This is a genomic window from Pseudomonas sp. SJZ080 (assembly GCF_007828295.1).
In the GTDB taxonomy this organism is placed as follows: domain Bacteria; phylum Pseudomonadota; class Gammaproteobacteria; order Pseudomonadales; family Pseudomonadaceae; genus Aquipseudomonas; species Aquipseudomonas migulae_A.
Window position 1 is genome coordinate 20616 of the sequence record NZ_VIUK01000029.1, and the last position, 20181, is coordinate 40796.

Below are 20181 nucleotides of genomic sequence, written 5' to 3' on the forward strand. Positions count from 1 at the left end.
CCTTTGCAGAAGGGCAAAGCCAAGGAATAGCGGCAACCCACCACTCAAATTGCGGATTATGATTCGAACGGATCTGCAATTTGAAAGAGCCGAGCTTACTGACGACCGCTCTCACTCGGTCGTCCAATCAAACTTGTCGTACTCATCACCCTCTTCGTCACCAAAAACGTCTTTCTCCAGCGCTCTTTCGCCTGCTTTGCCAGAAGAAACTCCTTACGACTCCCCGTCACTGCTCGCTGTTTTTGCTTGATCGATACCTAAATCAACCTTATCCACCAGTTTCCTACTTCGGCGGGTGGGCTTTAATGCTTGCCGCCAGAGGGAACCTTGAGTGACGAGCGAAATAAGTACGATCCGAATGATCCGGTGGTTCATGACTTACAAAGGGTAGCTGGAGTCAGAACGCGGCCGTCGAAGCAAATAGACCGCAAAGGATGACAGCCCGCGATACGTGAGCTGTAGGAATATTCTTGTTTTAAGCTACGGTATTGAATATCGCCATTCAGCAAGGCATTTTGAATGCCGAGTTGTTGAGTGGTTTGTGCTGATTGAACTTACATCGGTATCAACAATTAATGACCGAATTGAATACTGCGAGCCACCTGGGCTATCCGCGCTCTGGGTCGTAAATTCGTCGATATCGACTTAACTGGACATGAGAAATATTTGACCAGCTATGCTTTTTTGTGAATCATAGTTAGCGCCAAATATTCTATAAAACTGTTCTTTTTAACAGAGCCTAACTCGCCGAAACTGGCGCATTATACAACTGTCAACAGCTGTTCCACCTAATGGATCTTACCTAATAGCAGAGGTAGAAGATCTTGAAAGCAATCGACGCGACCCATTGAATATCTCGTCAAGTCACATCGACGAGGCTCTCCTTGATCGTGTTTATTCGGAAGTTTTTAATATTATCGCTGGATAAAAATAATGAAGCAGCGCTCATTTTTCGACCATGCATTTGATCTGACCACAAAGCACATTTTAAACAGGACGCGCAGTGCAAACGGTGAAACATCTCACCAAGAGAGTAAAGTTATTTTATTTTCCATTCCGTTCTTTTTGCTTTTACCGCTTTTTTTCCAGATATCGAATGGTGTATTCAAGGACACCTCATTTTATTTCAATAGTGGCGGGAAGTTGGTGTTGTTGCCCATCCCGCTATTAGCGATCGCGTGTTGTATGGGCATAGCATTTCTGGGCAACCTGACCAAAGCACGATTAACCATGGCCGTAATCCTCCTCACGAGCTTGGGTATGTTGGCGGCCACTGCATTACTTTCGATAGAACACGGGGGCGTAACAAAATCAAAACTCATACTGTTAGCGCAGTACATCCTGCCGATGTCCGCCCTCGTCCTTGGACAGCAGTATGGGGCCAGACCTGGCGCTATGAACCTTATGGCCAAGGCTTTCACTCTGGTTCTCGTGTTAGCCGTTCCCACTCAACTGGTTTCCACATTGACATCTGGTCTGAATATCCTTTCGCCATCCCTGTTTTTATTTAGTGCTTATCAACATCTGCAATACATCCCGGTAATCTTCGTCGGGGCATTTTTGGTGGCTATTTTTACGTTATGGGAATCTCATTCCTATCGGTTGCTGCTGACAATCCTGGCGGCTTTGATGGGCGCCTATGTTTCCTTTTCTCTGTCTATTCTTGCCATTGTTTTTTTGATTTCAGGAATGGTGTGTTTTTCCGGGCGTGCAATTTTACTGCGTAAAAAGGGTATTTATGCCTCCGTCGCAACGCTCCTGCTCATTTCCGTACTGGCATGCTCCCTCGCATCAAACGATTCAGAGGCTTTAAAAGAAAAGCTTGGTGACTATACGCCATCGAATATTTCACTGGAGATTGACGAAGTCAGAAGCATTATTACTCCACGAAACCTGACAGAGCGAGCGGTGTATTTAAAGTTTTACATGGAACAAATCGTTCAGAACTCGAGCTCCTTTCTTCTCGGACATTTTGAGCCGCCAGACAGAGGACGCTATCCGAGCGCGCATAATTATTATGTGGACTTTATTTATAATTTCGGGGCACTGGCTATTATTCCTTTATTGAGCCTCGCTGGCTTTACGGCCTATTCGGTAATTCGCAATTTCCCCAAAATATTTATATCACCAAAAACTTTAGGCATCGCAGGTGTTGTTTTGTTTTTACTGCTCGCAGACAACATGCTTAAAGTTGGCATGCGCCAGCCGTACTCAGGACTTATGACCTTCTACTTATGGGGGGTATTACTAGCACTTTTGATGAAATTGGAAAGACACAAATTGTAAATTTGTCCCTTGGCTCCTGACCAGGAGCCCAAGCGTCCAAAAAACCGCCGAAGCGGTTTTTTCATTCAGTCGTCCAATCAAACTCGTCGTAATCATCGTCCTCGTCGTCCTCAAACTCTTCCTCATCAAGGACGTCCTCCTCCAGCGCCTCTTCTGCCTGCTTCGCCAGTAGAAACTCCTTACGACTCTCGGTCACTGCTCGCCGCAGTTCCTCGCCCTTTTCCGGGCAGTTGAGCATTTGGGCGATGCGGTCGATTTTTTTTGCCACGGCATCCTCCAACGCATCGGCTATAGGCCGATAGTGCGCGCTTTCGGGTGTTGATGCCAAATCGCGGAGCATCGTTCTCCTCAGTTTTTCTTCAATTCCTTGAGTCGGGCGTCGAGGTTTTCCTTGGGAAAGCGTTTGTGCAAAGTCGCCATCAAATCATCCGCCGCACGTGTCTGACCGGCGTTCTGCAGGCTAATCACTTCAAGCAATTGCTCATCCAGGGTTTTCGCTGGGGCGGCTGTTCGCTTGCTAACTTTTGCTTCATCGGCCATTTCGGCATTTATCGACTCGCTCTGCGCAGGTGCCGCAAAATCTGCCATCGGTGCGGCCGGGACTGGGGCTGCCAGGGAGCGCGTAACTGAAGACGGCACTTGTGCGGCCTCTTTTTTGGCCGCCGGTGCGGATGCTTTGGGCGCGAAGTCGTAACTCGCGGGCTGTTCTGGAGTTCGCTGCACCAGCGCCAGCATAAATGCGACGCCGACAAGGCTGGCAAAAGCCACTTGCCAACGAGGCTTCTGGCAAGCCTGAACCCAGCGCTGCCACACGTTCGGTTTCGGCGCAGGCGCTTCACGCTGTGCAGTGGCGAGAATGAAGGCATCAAGATGGGCCGGTGGTTCGCCGGTCGAATGCTTGCGGAAATGCTGAAGCACTTCGTCTTCCGGAGTTTTTCGGGCGTCAGTCATGTCAGTACCTCCTCGGCCAGCAGCCGACGCAGTTTTTGCTGGGCATAGCGCAAGCGGCTTTTGACGGTTTCCAGCGGTGTTTCGGTGAGGGTGGCGATCTGCGGCAGGTCGAGATCTCCGTGGGCGCGCAGCAGGAACACTTCGCGCTGGTCGGTGGGCAAGGTTTGCAGGGCGGCCTCGAGACGTTGAGTATCGCGGCTCAGGCTCAGCAGCTGCTCAGGATCGGCGGTGTCATCGGCCAGGGCGTGGGTCTGTTCGTCATAGCTATCGTGCAAGGGGCTGCGAATTCCATGTTTGCGCCAGTGATCGATCAGGCGATTGCGGGCGATCTGGTAGAGCCAGGTACGAAAATTCGCCCGGCCTTGTGGCTGACTGGTGCTGCGGATCAGGCTCAGCCAGGTTTCCTGGTAAACCTCTTCGGCCAGTTCGGGCTTGCCGCTGAGGCCGACGAGGAACCGATAAAGACCTTGCCGGTGACGGGCGTACAGAATCTCGAACGCCGGCCCGTCGCCTGAGCGATAGCGGGCCAGCAGTGATTCGTCGCTCGATTCGGGAGCAGACATGTCAGTTGTAGCCTCCTTTGCTCGACTCACGGGTGGATGCTGTGGTGGTTCGCAGGCTCTGCGCCAGTTCCACCAGCTGAACGAACTCTGCGCGCAGACCGAATCGATCTTCGCCTCGCGCACCACGAGCCAAGGCTTCGGTGTCCTTCAGGCTGAAATCACCGGTGTAACGGCCGTCCTTGAGCTGCTGGGAAAACGCCGCCACGGCCGCCGCAAAACGCAGGTCGTCACTGGCCTTGCCTTCTGCCCCTCCTGCAATTGGACGCTCGATCAAGCGACTTTTCCCACCTTCGGGCGGTTGATAACGCACACGCAGCATTGCCAATTCTCCGTTAATCCCGGAAACAACCGAATCGGACCTGCCATACCGCAACGGCTCCAACCAACCCTTCTCCCCCTTCGGAACAATTTCGTACAGCGCCGTGACCGTATGCCCTGCGCCGATTTCACCGGCATCAACCTTGTCGTTGCTGAAATCTTCACGCTTCAACACGCGATTCTCATACCCCAACAACCGGTACTCGCTGACCTGCGCCGGGTTGAACTCCACTTGCAGCTTCACGTTTTTCGCCACCACGGCGAGGGTCGAGCCGAGCTGATCCACCAGCACCTTGCGCGCCTCACGCAGGTTGTCGATGTAGGCGTAGTTGCCGTCGCCAGCGTCGGCCAGTTGTTCCATCAGGTGTTCATTGTAGTTATCCACACCAAAACCCAGGGTGGTCAGGGAAACGCCGGTCTTGCGTTTATCCACAGCCATTTGCTTGAGGCTGTCGAAGTCGCTGATGCCGACGTTGAAGTCGCCGTCGGTGGCCAGCAGGATGCGGTTGATGCCTTTGGGGATAAAGGCTTGCTGCGCCATTTGATAGGCCAGCTCGATGCCCGACGCCCCGGCGGTGGAGCCGCCCGCAGTCAATTGATCAATGGCTGTGCGAATTTTCGCTTTTTCCCGTCCGGAAGTTGGCTCGAGCACCACACGCGAATCGCCAGCGTAGACCACCAGCGACACCCGATCCTGCTCGCGCAATTGATCGACCAGCAATTTAAGGGTGCTTTTGACCAACGGTAACCCCTCGCGCCGGTCCATCGAGCCAGACACGTCCACCAGAAACACCAGGTTCGCCGGGGCTAATTCAGCCACTGCGCGGTCCGACGCCTTGATGCCGATGCGCAGCAAGCGCGTATGCGGGTTCCACGGTGATGGCGCCAGTTCCGTGGTCACGCCAAACGGCGAACCATCGGTGGGCAGGGCGTAATCGTAGGGGAAGTAATTGACCATTTCCTCCAGTCGCACCGCACCCTCGGGCGGCAGGCGACCTTGATTGAGCAAGCGGCGAACGTTGGCGTAGGCGCCCGTGTCGACATCGGCGCTGAAGGTGGAGACTGGCGCTTCGGCCACGCTGTGAATTGGGTTATCTGCCAGCGCCTGATACTGCTCACGCTGTTCATCCTGATAGCCGGGAGGTGAAGATTCAGGCGCAAAACCCGCGATGGGTGCCGGACTTACACTGCGTTTGGCCATGGTCGCATCGACCATGACCGCCTCGCTGCGCACCAACGTACCTTGCGCGGGAGGCGAAACCACAATCGGAACGGCAGCGGCATCAGGTTTGGACGAAACACCGCAACCGGCAACGGCCAGCAGCAACCCGGCGGCGAAACCCTGGGCGGCCGGGCGGAAAACATGCAGAGGGAGGGACATGGGGGCTGACCTCAGGAGGAAATTGATCCATTCATCCTCTGAGACGGGCAGCCCGGTCGATTCGGGTTAAGCCGAAGTAAAAAAACTTCAGCGGTGATAACGCCGCACCACGCTGCTGTTTTTCAGCACATGACCTTTGATTTTTTCCAGCAGCTGCGCGCGGGTCAGGCCAGCGGGCAAGGCGTCCGGAGCAAGGTCGAGCGCGTAGAGCTGGATGATGTAGTGGTGAGAGCTGTCGCCGACCGGCGGGCAAGGCCCGATGTAGCCGATGGTGCCTTTGCTGTTGCTGCCACCCACGCCTTCGAGGGCGGATTTGGCGCCGACACCGGGCGGAATCTGGCGGGTTGCGGGCTTGATGCCGTAGTGAATCCAGTGATCGACACCCAGGCCTTTCTGACCATCCGGATCGTGCATGACGATCGCGTAGCTCAACGTGCCCGGCGGGGGCGCGGTCCAGCTCAGGGCCGGGGACTGGTTCTTGCCGCCGCAACCGGCCGCATCGCTGGCCGCCGCCGAGGTGAACAGGCGGTTGTCCGAAACGCCGGGGATGCTGACGGTGAAACGTTCCTGGGCCTGCGCCGGAAACTGCACGCAAAGGGCGACGGCAACGGCCGCCAGCCAAGGGTTCAGTGAGGTCAATCGGGTCATACCGGAGCACCTTGTGCGGGTGGGGCCGTGGTCGGCGTGCAAACTATAGCCAAACCGTTCGTGCGGTGGCAGTGGGAATTGGCTGAACCTCGGGATAAGCGCCAAACTCTTAAGTGAAACGCCTGCCTGGAGAACGATCATGGCACTGCACCGCGTTGCCCGTTTTGCCGATGTTCCCGATGACCGAGGCCTGGAAGTCCGGATTGGGGACACCAGAGTCGTCTTGCTGCGGGTCGGCGATCAACTGCGCGCCTATCAGGGTGAATGCCCGCACGCCGGGGCGCCGCTGGCCGAAGGGGCGCTGTGTCACGGGCGCCTGATTTGCCCGTGGCACAAGGCGGCGTACCGGATCGAGGACGGCGCGTTGTGTGAACCGCCGTCGCTGGACAGTCTCAAGCGTTACCCCCTGGAGCTGCGCGACGACGAAGTCTGGCTCGACGATCAGCCGCTGGACGATGCTCACACCCCACCGGCCGATGACGAACGTACGTTTGTGATCATCGGCGCCGGCGCCGCTGGTACGGCGGGTGCGGCGGCGCTGCGCGAAAAAGGTTTTGGCGGCCGCGTGCTGTTGATCGACCGCGAACCTGACGCAGGCTACGACCGCACCGTGTTGAGCAAATTCGTGATCGCCGGGGAGATGCCGCCAGGGGAAGTCCCACCGCTGCGTGATGACAACTTTTATCGCGAGCAGCGCATCGATCGCATAAACGGTGAAGTGACGAGCCTGGATGCCAAGGCCCGGACCGTGCAGCTCAAGGATGGCCAGACATTGACCTATGACGCCGCGCTGATCGCCACGGGCGGCACACCCAGATCTCTCGATTTACCTGGCGCCGACCTGCCGCAAGTGTTCTTGCTGCGCTCGAAAGACCAGGCACAAAAAATCCTGGCCGCGACCCAGCCAGGCCAACGGGCAGTGATTATCGGTGACAGCTTTATCGCGCTGGAATCCGCATCGGCGCTACGCAAATACGGCCTGGACGTCACCGTGCTGGCCCGCCACGAGGTGCCCTTCGCCAAACAGTTTGGCGAAACGGTCGGCAAAGCGATTCTTGCCCGCCATGTAGCCCACGGCGTGGTGTTTCACACCAACAGCGAAGCCGCGCAGATTGAGGGCACAGACAGGGTCGAAGCGGTGAAACTGAAGAACGGTCAGCGTTTGCCGGCGGACTTGGTATTGGTCGGCATTGGCGTCAGCCCGGCAACCGGCCCGTTTAAAGATTTACCCATGGATAAAGATCATTCCCTGAAGGTCGACGGCGGTATGCGCGTAACCGAAGGACTGTGGGCGGCCGGTGATATCGCGACCTTCCCGCTCAACGGCCAGCCGCAACGGATCGAGCATTGGCGCCTGGCACAACAGCACGCACGGATTGCGGCAGCGAATATGCTGGGCGGCGACGAGCATTACCTGGATGTGCCGTACTTCTGGACCTGGCACTTCGGTAAAAACTACGACTATCTCGGTCACGCCGAAACGTGGGACGAGGTCGAGTTCAAGGGCGATCCGTACCATCCACCCTTTATCGGCCTGTTCGGCAAGAACGGCGTGGTGACCGCCGCCGTCGCCTGCGATGAAGAGCGGGCGATGGCGATGCTGGCCGAGCGAATGAAACAGCCGCTGCCTGTCGACGAGGCGTGGCGGCTGATTCGCGATTGCTCTGAACATGGGTAGAAGCTGCCGCAGGTTGCGATCTTTTGCCTTTGGAGATCAAAAGATCGCAGCCTTCGGCAGGGCTTACTGGGCGACTTCGACACCACCGAGCTTGCTCATGACGAAGCCGACAAACTCTTCGACGGTCATTTTCTGGCCGTTGAATTCCACCTGTTTGTTGGCGTAGTGCAGTTTGGTGACGATGTTATTGCCGTCCAGTTTGGCGAACTGCGTGCCGACCGCCATGGCACCGAACATGTCAGCGGTGGCCGTGGCCTGATCGGCGATGACCTTGGCGTCGGTCTGACCGTCGATTTGCCCTTGGACGCTGAGCAAATCAACCAGCATCGGTTTGGACACCTGGACATTGAGGTCCAGCAAGGCGATCAGCTGTTGGGTCAGTTGATCTGGCGGCAGGTCCATGGATTGTGGCTTGGTCAGGTCGAGCACCAGGTTGGCGCGGCTTTCACCGTTGGCGGTGGTGAACGAAAGGTTCTCCAGAGCGACCTGCGGACCGGCTGCCAGCAGTTTCTCCAGACCGGTTTTCACCTGGGCCTCTTCGGCTGGGGTCAAGACCAGCTCGGGTGCCGGCTCGCCAGCGGCAGCCGCTTCGGCGGCGGCTTTTTCGTAGGGTTGCAGTTTGGTCTGATAGACCTGCATCAACGACATTGTCGCCGGGATGTCGAGGTTCTTCAGGCTCATGGCCATCTGCGCGGAACCGACCGTCTTGCCGTTCAGGGACACTTCGCCGATCTTGTAATCGGCACGCCCGGAAGCGCTGGTGCCCGACTCCTCGGTCTGGTTTTTCATTTCGAATTTCTTGATGCCCAACACCGACTGTTGCGCGCCGAACGTGGTTTTGCTGTCGGTCAGCTCGACGGTGTTCTCGCCGGTGTAGTAGCCGTAGGTACTTTTGACGAGATTGCTGGCCAGGGTCAGGCCGCTCAACTCGACTTTTACCGGTGTCTGGTCTTCAGCCACGGTGGTCAGTGTGAAGCTGTCCATGTAGCCGTTGGCTTTGACTTTCTGTGCCTGGGCGTTGGCCGAGACATCGAGGTTCAGGCCGGAAAATTTCAGGTGGGACTTGTCATCCAGCGCGACATCCAGCGGCAGCAATGCGAGGGTGCCGTTGGTGGCATTGTCGTAGCCGATGTTGACCACGCCAGTGAGCGGCGATTTGTCCTTGGCGGCGGCGAACCACTTCTCGGTGACCGGCGTCTTTTCCAGCTCGTAGTGACTGGTGGCCAGGACCGGCAGCCACTTCAGCGACACCAGACGCGAGAACGGCAGCGGGCCGTGTTCGATGTGATCGACGAAGAGCAATTCGACCGGTGCCTCGCCGAACATCTCGCCTTGGCCTTTGAGGCGGTAGTGCGCGGTGCTGCTGAACACGTGGCGCTCAAGCGACACCAGCTCCAGCGACGCGGTGCCATTGGAACCGACCAGCGCGGCTTGCAGTTCCTTGTTGGCGTCGGCGATCGAGGTGTTAAGCACCCCTTCGAGTTTGGTGCCGGTGAACCAGGCACCGCCAGCGCTGATTGCACCGATGGCCACGACAATTCCAAGAAGCACGCCTGCTGATTTATTCATGAATGACCCGTTCAATGTCCGTTGTCTGAGGTGTGGTCGTCTTCCCTGAACCCTTGATGGGCTACGGTCACGACTGCGTTTTAAAGTGCGATGGAGATTAGCATCAGGCGCACCGGGGGGCCCAATGTTTAAAGGTTAAAGAGTGTCTATGGACCTTATGCATTGGTCGAGAGTTTCGGCGGACATGAAATCGCCATCGCCAGCAAGCCGGCTCCTACAGGGTTAGCGTCGTGCGCGATATTCGTGAACGACACAAGCTCTGTAGGAGCCGGCTTGCTGGCGATGGCGTCAGCCCAGGCAACATCAATTCAGGAATACTGAACCTCAATCTCATCCAGCTGATGATCAAAACTTTTCAGCCGCGCGGTCCACGTATAAACCAGCACCTCAAAATCCCGATTGATCACCGCGCCGCCCGTCACGTCCGCGCGCGGGTCGCAGAAGTCCAACTGATAGCGTTCGCGGGCCATCGCGGAGGCGACATCGGAGAGTTCACGGGCGTTGTTCAACCAGTGCCAGCCGTCGTCGGACACTTGCTTGTCCAGCGCCAGGCATTGCTTCTTCAAGGTCTCGAGGCTTTTTTCCAGCGGTGTGCCGGTGAGTTCGCCCATGACTTCCTGGAACGTGCGCCCCGGTTGCCAGTAACTGCCCCAGAAATACCGGTCGAACACCGTTTCGACCCGGCGCAAAGCGACCTTGGTGTCCCAGATCAGTACCAGCGTCTTGCCTTGTTCCATTTGTCTTTTTTTGATGCGCTGGCCCTGGAGCGAAGCCCAGGCCACCACCACGATGGCCATTACGGCGATCAGCGCGGCGGCGCTGTCGAGGAACACCAGCGCCTTGTCGATCTGGTGGGCCAGCATGATGCCGTAGAAATAGGTGGCCGACAGCAACACCAATGCCGCAATAGCGCACCAGAAGCCGGGAGCATAAGGGTTTTTCATTATTAGAGTCCCCATGACCAACGCGAGCCTTGATTAATGAGTTCGACGCGCGACCTCATCAAGTCAAAGCATAGCAACGGCCTCAGGGTTTGCTGGTGTTCGTCGCTTGCGTTCGTCCGCTTTCCCAGCCACCGCCCAGCGCCAGGAACAAATCGATCTGACTCATGGCGACTTGCGTGTTGGCGGAAGCCAGTTGCGCCCGCACATCGGTGTAGGTGCGAGTCGCTTGCAGGTCTGCCAGGAACGATTCACGACCGGCCTGGAAGAAGCGGTGCGTCTGGTCGGCCGCCAGTTTTGCTGATTGTTCGGCATCCGCCAGGGCATCGCGACGTTGCAGCAACGCGGAGTACTGCGCCAGACCGGTCTGCGTCTCGCGAATGGCGTTGAGCACCACACCATCGAAGTGCGCCAGCGCGCCTTGGGTCGCCGCTTCGGCCTCGCGGATTCGCGCACGAGAGCCATTGGACGGCACGGTCCAGGTCAGCAACGGGCCGAAGCCCCAGCGGTTGGTCGCCGGTTTGCCAAGATTTTCCAGAATACCGACCGTGCCGACGGTCGCGCCGATGCTGATGTCCGGGTACAACTCGCCGGTGGCAATGCCGATACCCGCGGTGGCGGCGGCCAGGCGGCGTTCGGCCTGACGCACATCGGGGCGGCGCTTGAGCAACGTGGCGCCGTCACCGACCGGCAACAATTGCGCAATTTTCGGCAACTCGGCGCAGTCGCTGGTGCCGGCCGGCAATTGGTCGACCGGTTTGGCCAGCAACATCGACAAACGGAACAAGCCCGCCTGACGCGCCGCTTCATAACGCGGCATGTCGGCGCGCAGGGATTTGAATTGGGTTTGCGAGCGGGTGACCTGGGTTTCATCGCCACGCCCCGCATCGCGCAAACGCTGGATCAGCGTGGTGCCCTGGGCTTGCAGGTCGAGGGAATGCTGGGCGATTTCCCGTTCTTCGTTGGCCGCGCACACTTGGGTGTACGCCCGGACGACATCGGCCACCAAGGTGATTCGCGCCGTATCCGCCGCCGCTTGCGTCGCATCGGCATTGGCCTTGGCCGCCTCGATCCCGCGCTGCAAGGTGCCGAACAGGTCGAATTGATACGAGGTGGTGATGCCGATGTCACCGACGTTGGCCACGGGCACTTTTTCCGGAAGCAAGAAGGCTTCGCCGGATTCCTGCAAACGCTGGGCGCCGAGTTTCACGCCGCCACTCCAGCCACCTGCGGCCTGGGCTTCATCGACCTGAGCGCGGGCACGGGACAGGTTCGCGGCGGCCACGCGCAAGTCGGTATTGGAGGCCATGGCCTGCTGCACCAACTGGTCCAGACGCGGGTCGTGATACAGGCGCCACCAGTCGCTGGGCACCGGCGCCGAGACAACATTTTTGCCGTTTGCCGCCAGGTCGCCCTGAAAATCCTCACGGTGTACGGCGGCTTCGTCCGGCAGGTGATAATCCGGCCCGACCACCTGACACGCCGACAGCAGCAGACCTAACCCGGCAACCGCCAAACCCGAGGCCCTGCTCATTTTGCCGGCTCCTGCTGCTGGTCATCGATGATCGACACCGTCGCGGTGCGCCCGGCAATCATGCGGAAGTCAGCCGGCACGTCATCGAAGGCAATCCGCACCGGAATCCGCTGGGCCAGCCGCACCCAACTGAACGCCGGGTTGACGTTGGGCAACAGGTTGCTGCCACTGCTGCGGTCGCGGTCCTCGATGCCGGCGACGATGCTTTCCACGTGGCCGCGCAGGCGAGCGCGGTCGCCGATCACCCGAATGTCGACGCTCTGGCCAACATGAATGCCGTCGAGCTTGGTTTCCTCGAAATAGCCGTCGATGTGAAACGAATGGCTGTCCACCACCGACAACACCGGACGCCCGGCGGTGACGAATTCCTGCGCACGCGGTGCACGGTCGTTGACGTAGCCATCGACCGGGCTGCGGATGGTCGAGCGATCGAGGTTGAGCTGAGCGCTGTCCACCGCCACCTGCGCTTCCATCAACGCCACTTCGGCGCGGGCCACCCGCGATTGGCTCTCTTCCAGTTGCTCGCCCGGCACCAGGTTGCCGAGGCCGCGGTTACGCTTGGCTTCGCGTTGCGCCTGCGCCAGGGTTTCCTGACGGTCGGCGACCGCCGCTTTGGCCTGGCGCAGCGCGAGTTTGAAACGGTCCTGATCGATGCTGAACAGCACCTGGCCGCGTTTCACCAGCTGGTTGTCGTGCACCTCGACCTGCTGGATCAAGCCGGACACGTCCGGGGCGATCTGCACGATGTCGGCGCGGATATGCCCGTCGCGGGTCCACGGGGCGAACATGTAATACATCACCATGCGCCAGACCACGACGACGGCGAAGGTCACGATCAACAGGGTCAGGACCACACGGCCGAGGGTCAGAAAAGGTTTTTTCATGTCATCAGGTATCGACTGAGTGAGTCCACGGCGCCGAGCAGCAAAGCGTAGAGAGCCACGTTGAACAATGCCCGGTGCCAGACCAGACGGTAAAAGTGCAGGCGCGTCAGCAACCCGTGCACCAGCAGGTAAATCACATAGGTAATGCCCATCAGCACCAGCAGCGTGGGCAGGAACACCCCGCTGATATCCAGATCACCGATCATAAAGGCGCTCCATCGATGCCATGGGGAAGCGGTTCTTCGAGCTCGCCGGCGCCGACGAATTCAACGCCGGGAAGTAATGCCAGACGCAAACCGCTCAAGGCGTGCAGCAGGTTCAGGCGGGCACCGTCATCGCATTCGCGGTTGAGGGCGCGGCGCGTGCGGTCCATGGTCATCAACAACGCACTGGGCGCCGGCAACCGTTCGCCAGCCTTGAGGCAGGCTTTGAAATACTCGCCGACTTCGGCCACCACCTGATGCAGCAACACCTGCGGTACGCCGAGCACACGCGGTGTGTAGGCGAGCAGGTCGAGCAGGTTCAGCGCCACGCGCACTTCTCGCAGCGCGATGCCGGTGTCCTGGCCGGTCATGGCCAGACGCGGCAAATGCTGCATCAATCGGTCGAGGACCTGCACGCCCAACTGCCGGTGTTCGGCCAGCGAAGCCGGTTCGGTGAGGCTGACGATGTCGCGCCAGCTGAAACGGGTCAGGCGCTTGGCCGCCAGTTCCGCGCCGAAGGGCCGGGCGATCAGGGTCCAGACAAAGGCGAACAACAAACCGACCGGGCCGGCCAGGTTGGAGTTGGCGAAGCTGAGGAAATCCGCGTCGTAAGCGCCCTGGATACTGATGAAGGATGAAGTGTTGACCAGCGTCAGCAGCATGCCCAGGTAAAATTGCGGCTTGACCGTCAGGGTGCCGATGCAGATGAACGGCACGGCGAACGCCAGTACCAGCATCGGGAAATCGTGCAGGTTGGGCAGGACCAGAAACAGATAAAGACTGGCGAACAGCACCGACATTGCCGTCCAGAAAAAGAACCGGTAGATCTGCGGTGCCGGGTCGTCCATCGAGGCGAAAAAGCTGCACGCCACCGCCGCCAGAATCACCGCACTGCCACCGTCGGTCCAGCCGAGCAAAATCCACAGCACCGAGGCGACGATGATCGCGGTGACCGTGGACGCCGCTGAGTAAAGCATCAGCCCGTGGTCGAGAAACGGCGACAGGCGACCGAGGCGCCAGTGCCGATACACCGCGCGCCAACTGTCCTGGCTTTCGCACTGAATGGCGTATTGCAGGCTGCGGCAGTCTTGCCACAGATCGATCCATTCGCCGAGACGGTACAGGGCGTTGGAAAACAACAGTTGCTTGCGATCATCCAGCGCTTGGGCATCGGGTTGCAGCGCTACGAGTTGATCTTTCAGCGTTTGCCAGCGGTCGAGGTCGGCGTCTTTGTAGTCCAGCCATTCAGTGGTCGCCACCAACAACGGTGCGAACTTGTCCACAAGCTCCGGCGTGCGACGTTCGAGGGCATAAAGCGCATCGTCGAGGGCGTCGATCACCGGCAACAAATGAATCATTCGCCCGCGCAGTTCCTTGGTGTTGCGCACGGTTTGCGGGCGCGCGCCCTCGTGGGGCAACTGGCCGATCATCAATTCCAGGGTGTTGAAGGTTGCGACCATTGATGCACGCAGCGCGCTGACTTCGTCTGGCTGCACGTTGCGGTTGAGAAAACGCAAGCTGTAGGTCGAGGCATCGGCGAACCATTTGTTCACCGAATCGTTGAACACCGGCGCCAGCCGCCGGGGCCAGAACATCGCGCCGACCACTGCCGCGACGGCGATGCCGAGGAAGATCTCTTCAGTCCGCGCCTCGGCCACGTCCCACACTGCCAACGGGTTATCCACCACCGGCAAGGCGATCAGCGGCAAGGTGTATCCGGCAAGCATCAAGGCGTAACTGTTGGCGGTGCGCAGGTGCAGCGACAGGAACAGCAGAATCCCGGTCCACAACGCGATGACCACCACCAGCACATAGGGACTCTGAACAAACATCGGCACGAAAAAAACCGCCGCCGCCGCGCCGAGAAACGTACCGACTGCGCGGTACAACGCCTTGGAACTGGTCGGCCCGACGAAGGGGCTGGAAACGATATAGACCGTGGCCATCGCCCAATACGGACGCGGCATTTGCATGAGCATGGCGATGTACAACGCGATCATTGACGCCGCGAACGTCCGCACACCGTAGAACCAGTCTCGCGCCGGAGGAACGCCGGTAAAAAATCCGCTCAAGGGTTCACCACCGACGGTGCGTTGGCCGCCTCAAACGCTTTCAATACCCGCAACGCCGCTTCCAGATCACTCGGGGCGATACCTTCCAGCACTTCATTGCGCAAGCGCACCAGCTCGACTTCAACCGCCTGGACCAGCTCACGGCCAGTGTCAGTCAGGCTCAGGCACTTGGCGCGGCGGTCCTGCGCATCTTCGGTTCGACGAACGTAGCCGGCATGACACAGCTGATCGAGCAGACGCACCAGAGACGGACTCTCCATCCCGGCCGCCTGCGCCACCGTCACCTGCCGCACCCCCTCGCCCAGCCGACCGATCATCAACAGCGGGACGGCGCAGGCTTCGGAGATTCCATAGTTGACCAGCGTGGTCTGGCAGATCTTCCGCCAATGCCGGGCGGCCACCACCATGGAGCTGCTGATGTTCATCTGGAGAACGTCGAGGTTTTTTGACACGGAAGAAAAGACACACTGTTAGTTTGCTAACTATCAATATTGCATTTGAGAGGAAAGTTGGTCAAGTTTTGAAACAATTCTCCTTCTAACAGACCTCCGTTTGAAATCTTCCAAAAAACCTGTGACGAGGTTTTGCGCTCTTTACACCCCGCGCCCCTTCCTCAGCAGCACATCCAACTGATCCACCACCTCCGCCCAATCCGCGTCTTCCAGAATGTCGTCGCGCAAAAACTCTGCCTGGCTCTCGGTCCAGAAAAAGGCGTCGGCCAGGTGCAGTTCCGGTTTGAGCGGTGAGTGGGTGGCGATGAATTTATCGATGCTTTCGGCGTCATCTGGCAGGCCGAGTTGTTTGAACAGAGCGGGGAGGCTGTGGGTTGGGGATTCCATGTCGGCTTCCTTTTAGTGGCAAATGATGAGTGACTGCAGCGCAGTCAATCGCGGGCAAGCCTTGCTCCTACAGGATCACGCATTCCTATGCAGGAGCAAGGCTTCCCGCGAAAGCGGTGTACCTGACGACAGGTTACTCAATTACTCAACTCCCGCACCTCCGCATGCGGCACCAGTTTCAAGTACTCCGGCACGGTCATGTGCAGCAGATTGTTGTGGTTGCCGGCCTCCAGGTAGATGTCGTTCTGTCGGGTCAGCAAGGGGTCGATGACCATGTCCAGCCCATAGGCCTCGCCCAGGGCCGGCACCGCGCCACGTTCGCAATCATCGAACAGATGCGCCAGGGTGCTTTCCCGGGTGACTTGCCATTCGCCACTGCTGCGCACTTTGCTCAGATCCAGGTGACGACTCGCCGGCAGCACGGCCATCAGGTAATGACCATGGTTGTCGTCGAGGATCACCGACTTGGCCATCCGTTCGGCAGGAATGCCCGCAACCCGCGCGGTTTCAAGGCTGCTGGCCGAGTGTGGGTGGCTAACGATGTCAAATTCGCAGTGCGCCTTGTCCAGGCTGCTCTGCACGGTTTTTGCCATACGCATGATGCACCTCGGTGTCCGCAAACAGTGTGTGACGGACGATGGGTTAACACGTTTCTCTGTACTGAAAGTCTAGGCCTGCCGACGCATTCCGGCGGGAAATCTGCCCACTGGAACACGGTCGACAACTGAGCAAAATTCGCACAACTGATGGCTCGACTAGACTGTATTAAGCGATGGGCGTTAACGGTAATGCGGACAACATGAATGAACACGGTGCTCTCAGGCTCATCGTCGAACGCCGCCCGGAAGAAGCTCGCTCCTACAGGGAGGGTCACGTGAACACTCGTTGCTGTGCAGTGGCGTTGCTGTTGGCCTTGAGCGGATCGGCGTTCGCGGCAGACACCATCGTGCTGATTCCCAACCCCATCGGGATCTGGCTGATCACGTTCGGCATTGCGTTTCTGATCGCTGAGGCGGCCTTGCCCAATTACGGCGTGATCGGGTTGGGTGGGATTGTGATGTTCGTCATCGGTGCGGTGATCTTGAGCAATACCGAGTTGCCGGTCCCATTGATGATCGGCCTGGGCCTGATCAGTGCATTGTTGCTGATATTCCTGGTGATCCACGCCCTGAAAACCCGACCGCGTGAAACTGTCAGTGGCGATGCCGGGCTCGTGGGAAGCGAGGCTCCAGTAATGTCGCTGCAGCCCGGCAATGCCTGCAACGGCTGGGTGCACCTGCAAGGAGAACAGTGGCAAGTCCTCAGCGCCACGCCACTGAAAACCGGGCAACGGGTTCGGGTGGTGGCGCGCAAGGGATTACTGCTGCAAGTGGCCGCGGCTGACGCGGCGCCGGGTGGAGAATAACCATGGGTCTGCAACTGGGTTTTGCCGCGCTGCTGCTGTTGGTCATTGCGCTGGCGGGGTCGACTTTTCGCATCCTGCGTGAATACGAGCGCGGGGTGGTGTTCCAGCTCGGCCGTTTCTGGCAAGTCAAAGGCCCCGGCCTGATCCTGCTGATTCCCGTGGTGCAGCAAATGGTTCGCGTCGATTTGCGTACCGTGGTGCTCGACGTGCCGCCGCAAGACGTGATCACCCGTGACAACGTCTCGGTCAAGGTCAACGCGGTGCTGTACTTCCGCGTCCTCGACCCACAGAAGGCAATTATCCAGGTCGAAGATTTCCTCATGGCCACCAGTCAACTGGCCCAGACCACCTTGCGCGCAGTGCTCGGTAAACACGAACTCGATGAGCTACTGGCCGAGCGCGAACGGCTGAACATCGATATCCAGCAAGTGTTGGATGCCCAGACCGACGCCTGGGGCATCAAGGTCGCCAACGTCGAGATCAAACACGTGGACCTCAACGAATCGATGGTCCGCGCCATCGCCAAACAGGCTGAAGCCGAGCGGGAACGCCGAGCCAAAGTCATCCACGCCGAAGGTGAATTACAGGCCTCGGAAAAGCTCATGCAAGCCGCCGAAATGCTCGGCCGCCAGCCGGGCGCCATGCAGCTGCGCTACATGCAGACCCTGAGTTCGATTGCCGGGGACAAGAGTTCGACCATCGTCTTCCCGTTGCCGATCGAATTGCTCAAGGGCATGGCAGATCTGTCGCAGAAATCTTGAAGCTTTGATGACCTGTGGCGAGGGGGCTTGGCTTGGGTAAGACTGCGCACTCGCCGAGCCAGGTCAGCAAACGGTCGAGACAGGCCTCGACCGACTGCACGCCGGTGTCGAGTATCAGCGCAGCGGCTGGCGGCGGTTCATAAGGCGCACAAACCCCGGTAAATCCTGGCAGATCACCGCGATGGGCGCGGGCGTAATGACCTTTGGGGTCGCGCTGCTCACACACCGACAGGGAAGCGTTGCACCAGACCTCGCGGTAATCCTCGCCCAAACGCTTGGCGAACAGTTCACGCAACTCCAGCAACGGCGCGATCATCGCCAGAATCACCACCTGCCCGTTCTCCACCAGCAACGCCGCCAGTTCGCTGGCCCGGCGGATGTTTTCCTGGCGATCGCTGTCAGTAAAACCCAGGTCACGATTCAGCCCGATCCGCAGCCCATCACCGTCGAGCACGACACTCTGCACGCCGCGCTCGAACAATTGTGCGTGCAGTGCCTGGGCCAGGGTCGACTTGCCCGCCGCCGGCAAACCGGTCAACAGAATCGCCGTACCACGATGGCCGTTACGGGCTTCTCGCTGTGCGCGGCTGATGCTCGCCGTTGGCGCATGAAGGTTATTGAGTCTGGACATTAGCCACCGGCACTGTGATGTTGCCCGCCGCCCACGCCGCTTCGCGATTGGCCAATGCGGTGGCGATGGACTGGACTTCGGTGGACTGCACCTGATCCGGCAGCGGATCGAGCCCGGCACTGGCAAAGATCTGCCCGTAGGCATTGCGCAGGTCGGCGTACGACAGGTCGCGACGCAAATCGGCCTGCAAGGTGTTCAACTCGCCCTGAATCAAGTCCAGCTCGCCCAGCCCCGCCGCCTGATAGCGATTGCGCAACTGGCCGACAATCTGCCCGTCAATGTCCGACAGTTGCTGATTGGTCTTGAACTGCCGCAGCGCCTCGCGGTAGTTGGCGTTGGCCACATAGAGCTGCGCCAGCACCGCAATCGACATCGCCTGACGCCGCGCCGTGGCCACCTCTTCACCGGCCTTGGCGACGTTGATCGCTGCCGGTGCCGAGATCACGTTGAACAGGTTCCAGGTGACCTTCACGCCGTAGTCGGCCCAGCCCTGCTCCACCAGGAACGAGTTGCTGTCGTAATGCCCGCCGGCGGAAAATTCCAGCCCCGGCAGCAGGCGCAACATGGCTTTGCGGGTTTCGGCGGCGCTGATGCGAGCCTGGTAATCCTGCTCGCGCAGTTCCGGGCGGCTGGTCAGGGCTTCCTGCTCCAGGTGGGCGAGATCGACTTTCAGTTCGGGGATGACGTAGTCGTCCTGGGTAGCCAGCGTCAACTCGGTGCCCAGCGGCAGGTTGATCAGGGTCGCCAGTTCGGTTTTTGCCAGCGACAGTGCGCGGCGTTGTTCTTCCAACTGGCGTGTGGCTTCGATCAGCGAGCGTTGATAACCCAATGCCTGGATCGGATCGCCGATGCGCTGCTCGCTCATGCTCTGGCTGTTGCCGCGAGCGGTCTCGACCCGCGCCATGAGGCTGTCGATCTGTTTGAGCAAACGTTCGGCGGCCATGGCCCGCCAATACGCCGAGCGCACGTCCTGAACAATGGTGTTGATGACTTTGCGCCGACGCTCCTGAACGATCAGTCGCTGGTCGCCCTGTTGCTTGGCGCTGATGTAGCTGACGCCAAAATCCAGCACGTTCCAGACCATGGTCAGGTCGGCGACTTCACGGTCGCGGTCCTGTGAGGTCGATGGTTCCAGCGACTGGGTGCCGGTCCGCACGCTCTGGCTGCTGGAGGCGCTGACGTTGTTGCGGCCGACGTAGCCGGCGTCCAGCGCCATGCGCGGCAACATGTCGAAACTGGCCAGGTCGAGCTGACGCTTGGCCAGGGCCTCTTCCATGATCTTGAGCCGGCCTTCAAGGTTGTATTTCACCGCGCGGGCCATGGCCTGATGCAGGGTCAGCGGACCGCTGAGGGGTTCCTGGCCCTTGTACATGCCTTGCAGGTCGCTCTTGGCGCGCTGCTCGCTGACGCTGCGTTCGATCGGTTCACTTTTGACTGCACATCCACTTATAGCCAGCGCGAGCAAGCTCGCGACGAACAACTTCTGACTTCTCTTCATCCTTGACTGCCCCTGGGTG

19 protein-coding genes and 1 pseudogene are annotated in these 20181 nt (G+C 59.1%); 4 read left to right on the top strand and 16 right to left on the bottom strand.

The window, feature by feature from the left end; translation table 11 throughout:
* The first annotated feature begins 933 nt into the window (after nucleotides 1–933).
* Nucleotides 934–2286, top strand: coding sequence for a hypothetical protein (locus FBY04_RS27710; protein ID WP_145318454.1), 1353 nt, complete (start codon nucleotides 934–936; stop codon nucleotides 2284–2286).
* Nucleotides 2287–2347: 61 nt separating this feature from the next.
* Here the strand turns inward: FBY04_RS27710 and FBY04_RS27715 are convergent, their stop codons facing one another.
* From FBY04_RS27715 to FBY04_RS27735, 5 genes are all read right to left on the bottom strand, one after another.
* Nucleotides 2348–2614 carry a hypothetical protein gene (locus FBY04_RS27715; protein WP_256667199.1) on the bottom strand — a complete coding sequence of 89 codons (267 nt, stop codon included), beginning with the start codon at nucleotides 2612–2614 and terminating at the stop codon, nucleotides 2348–2350.
* Nucleotides 2615–2634: 20 nt separating this feature from the next.
* Complete coding sequence (locus FBY04_RS27720; protein ID WP_145318457.1) at nucleotides 2635–3237, bottom strand: hypothetical protein; 603 nt, start codon at nucleotides 3235–3237, stop codon at nucleotides 2635–2637.
* Complete coding sequence (locus tag FBY04_RS27725) at nucleotides 3234–3800, bottom strand: RNA polymerase sigma factor (RefSeq protein ID WP_145318461.1); 567 nt, start codon at nucleotides 3798–3800, stop codon at nucleotides 3234–3236. The genes FBY04_RS27720 and FBY04_RS27725 overlap by 4 nt, the downstream gene beginning before the upstream one ends.
* A 1-nt stretch (nucleotide 3801) precedes the next feature.
* Entirely contained in the window at nucleotides 3802–5499 is a 1698-nt protein-coding gene (locus FBY04_RS27730) for a VWA domain-containing protein (protein ID WP_145318464.1), read from the bottom strand.
* An 87-nt stretch (nucleotides 5500–5586) separates the two neighbouring features.
* Nucleotides 5587–6147, bottom strand: a complete 561-nt coding sequence (locus FBY04_RS27735) for a YbhB/YbcL family Raf kinase inhibitor-like protein (protein WP_084318351.1) — start codon at nucleotides 6145–6147, stop codon at nucleotides 5587–5589.
* Nucleotides 6148–6286: 139 nt separating this feature from the next.
* On the opposite strand from FBY04_RS27735, the gene FBY04_RS27740 reads away from it, so the two are divergent.
* Nucleotides 6287–7825, top strand: coding sequence for an apoptosis inducing factor family protein (locus FBY04_RS27740; RefSeq protein WP_145318468.1), 1539 nt, complete (start codon nucleotides 6287–6289; stop codon nucleotides 7823–7825).
* A 63-nt stretch (nucleotides 7826–7888) separates the two neighbouring features.
* Here FBY04_RS27740 and FBY04_RS27745 read toward each other — a convergent pair whose 3' ends face one another.
* From FBY04_RS27745 to FBY04_RS27785, 9 genes are all read right to left on the bottom strand, one after another.
* Nucleotides 7889–9394, bottom strand: a complete 1506-nt coding sequence (locus FBY04_RS27745) for a YdgA family protein (protein WP_084318353.1) — start codon at nucleotides 9392–9394, stop codon at nucleotides 7889–7891.
* A gap of 308 nt (nucleotides 9395–9702) precedes the next feature.
* Complete coding sequence (locus FBY04_RS27750) at nucleotides 9703–10338, bottom strand: NADH:ubiquinone oxidoreductase subunit N (RefSeq protein WP_084318354.1); 636 nt, start codon at nucleotides 10336–10338, stop codon at nucleotides 9703–9705.
* A gap of 82 nt (nucleotides 10339–10420) precedes the next feature.
* A complete protein-coding gene (locus FBY04_RS27755; RefSeq protein ID WP_145318470.1) occupies nucleotides 10421–11869 on the bottom strand; it encodes an efflux transporter outer membrane subunit in 1449 nt (482 codons plus the stop codon).
* Nucleotides 11866–12753: an HlyD family secretion protein gene (locus tag FBY04_RS27760; RefSeq protein ID WP_145318474.1), complete on the bottom strand. Its 888-nt coding sequence runs from the start codon at nucleotides 12751–12753 to the stop codon at nucleotides 11866–11868. Before FBY04_RS27760 ends, FBY04_RS27755 begins: the two co-directional genes overlap by 4 nt.
* The gene (locus FBY04_RS27765) at nucleotides 12750–12959 is read right to left on the bottom strand and encodes a DUF1656 domain-containing protein (RefSeq protein WP_008034684.1); all 210 of its coding nucleotides are present in this window, start codon (nucleotides 12957–12959) and stop codon (nucleotides 12750–12752) included. Before FBY04_RS27765 ends, FBY04_RS27760 begins: the two co-directional genes overlap by 4 nt.
* Nucleotides 12956–15028 carry an FUSC family protein gene (locus tag FBY04_RS27770; protein WP_145318478.1) on the bottom strand — a complete coding sequence of 691 codons (2073 nt, stop codon included), beginning with the start codon at nucleotides 15026–15028 and terminating at the stop codon, nucleotides 12956–12958. Before FBY04_RS27770 ends, FBY04_RS27765 begins: the two co-directional genes overlap by 4 nt.
* The gene (locus tag FBY04_RS27775; RefSeq protein ID WP_084318358.1) at nucleotides 15025–15453 is read right to left on the bottom strand and encodes a MarR family winged helix-turn-helix transcriptional regulator; all 429 of its coding nucleotides are present in this window, start codon (nucleotides 15451–15453) and stop codon (nucleotides 15025–15027) included. Before FBY04_RS27775 ends, FBY04_RS27770 begins: the two co-directional genes overlap by 4 nt.
* A 168-nt stretch (nucleotides 15454–15621) precedes the next feature.
* Complete coding sequence (locus FBY04_RS27780; RefSeq protein WP_145318481.1) at nucleotides 15622–15867, bottom strand: DUF2789 domain-containing protein; 246 nt, start codon at nucleotides 15865–15867, stop codon at nucleotides 15622–15624.
* A 137-nt stretch (nucleotides 15868–16004) separates the two neighbouring features.
* On the bottom strand, nucleotides 16005–16466 hold the full coding sequence (locus FBY04_RS27785) for an aminoacyl-tRNA deacylase (RefSeq protein ID WP_084318360.1): 462 nt from the start codon (nucleotides 16464–16466) through the stop codon (nucleotides 16005–16007).
* A 275-nt stretch (nucleotides 16467–16741) separates the two neighbouring features.
* Between FBY04_RS27785 and FBY04_RS27790 the strand changes: the two genes are divergently transcribed.
* Both FBY04_RS27790 and FBY04_RS27795 read left to right on the top strand, forming a co-directional pair.
* Nucleotides 16742–17272: an NfeD family protein gene (locus FBY04_RS27790; protein WP_145318484.1), complete on the top strand. Its 531-nt coding sequence runs from the start codon at nucleotides 16742–16744 to the stop codon at nucleotides 17270–17272.
* A 2-nt stretch (nucleotides 17273–17274) separates the two neighbouring features.
* Nucleotides 17275–18033 (top strand): slipin family protein, encoded by a 759-nt coding sequence (locus FBY04_RS27795; RefSeq protein WP_084318361.1) that lies wholly within the window; start codon nucleotides 17275–17277, stop codon nucleotides 18031–18033.
* 31 nt (nucleotides 18034–18064) lie between these two features.
* On the opposite strand, the pseudogene cysC reads toward FBY04_RS27795, so the two are convergent.
* Both cysC and FBY04_RS27805 read right to left on the bottom strand, forming a co-directional pair.
* Nucleotides 18065–18664: pseudogene (gene cysC, locus FBY04_RS27800) on the bottom strand (adenylyl-sulfate kinase); the annotation flags it as partial.
* On the bottom strand, nucleotides 18648–20162 hold the full coding sequence (locus FBY04_RS27805) for a TolC family protein (RefSeq protein WP_084318362.1): 1515 nt from the start codon (nucleotides 20160–20162) through the stop codon (nucleotides 18648–18650). The pseudogene cysC and the gene FBY04_RS27805, both read right to left, overlap by 17 nt.
* Nucleotides 20163–20181 lie beyond the last annotated feature (19 nt).

Bases quoted from the DNA above. Each gene is read 5' to 3' on its own strand.
- FBY04_RS27795 (WP_084318361.1), top strand. From the start codon at position 17,275: ATGGGTCTGCAACTGGGTTTTGCCGCGCTGCTGCTGTTGGTCATTGCG.
- FBY04_RS27750 (WP_084318354.1), bottom strand. From the start codon at position 10,338: ATGAAAAACCCTTATGCTCCCGGCTTCTGGTGCGCTATTGCGGCATTG.
- FBY04_RS27735 (WP_084318351.1), bottom strand. From the start codon at position 6,147: ATGACCCGATTGACCTCACTGAACCCTTGGCTGGCGGCCGTTGCCGTC.
- FBY04_RS27805 (WP_084318362.1), bottom strand. From the start codon at position 20,162: ATGAAGAGAAGTCAGAAGTTGTTCGTCGCGAGCTTGCTCGCGCTGGCT.
- FBY04_RS27720 (WP_145318457.1), bottom strand. From the start codon at position 3,237: ATGACTGACGCCCGAAAAACTCCGGAAGACGAAGTGCTTCAGCATTTC.
- FBY04_RS27740 (WP_145318468.1), top strand. From the start codon at position 6,287: ATGGCACTGCACCGCGTTGCCCGTTTTGCCGATGTTCCCGATGACCGA.
- FBY04_RS27785 (WP_084318360.1), bottom strand. From the start codon at position 16,466: ATGCGTATGGCAAAAACCGTGCAGAGCAGCCTGGACAAGGCGCACTGC.
- FBY04_RS27755 (WP_145318470.1), bottom strand. From the start codon at position 11,869: ATGAGCAGGGCCTCGGGTTTGGCGGTTGCCGGGTTAGGTCTGCTGCTG.
- FBY04_RS27760 (WP_145318474.1), bottom strand. From the start codon at position 12,753: ATGAAAAAACCTTTTCTGACCCTCGGCCGTGTGGTCCTGACCCTGTTG.
- FBY04_RS27745 (WP_084318353.1), bottom strand. From the start codon at position 9,394: ATGAATAAATCAGCAGGCGTGCTTCTTGGAATTGTCGTGGCCATCGGT.
- FBY04_RS27725 (WP_145318461.1), bottom strand. From the start codon at position 3,800: ATGTCTGCTCCCGAATCGAGCGACGAATCACTGCTGGCCCGCTATCGC.
- FBY04_RS27765 (WP_008034684.1), bottom strand. From the start codon at position 12,959: ATGATCGGTGATCTGGATATCAGCGGGGTGTTCCTGCCCACGCTGCTG.
- FBY04_RS27730 (WP_145318464.1), bottom strand. From the start codon at position 5,499: ATGTCCCTCCCTCTGCATGTTTTCCGCCCGGCCGCCCAGGGTTTCGCC.
- FBY04_RS27710 (WP_145318454.1), top strand. From the start codon at position 934: ATGAAGCAGCGCTCATTTTTCGACCATGCATTTGATCTGACCACAAAG.
- FBY04_RS27775 (WP_084318358.1), bottom strand. From the start codon at position 15,453: ATGAACATCAGCAGCTCCATGGTGGTGGCCGCCCGGCATTGGCGGAAG.
- FBY04_RS27780 (WP_145318481.1), bottom strand. From the start codon at position 15,867: ATGGAATCCCCAACCCACAGCCTCCCCGCTCTGTTCAAACAACTCGGC.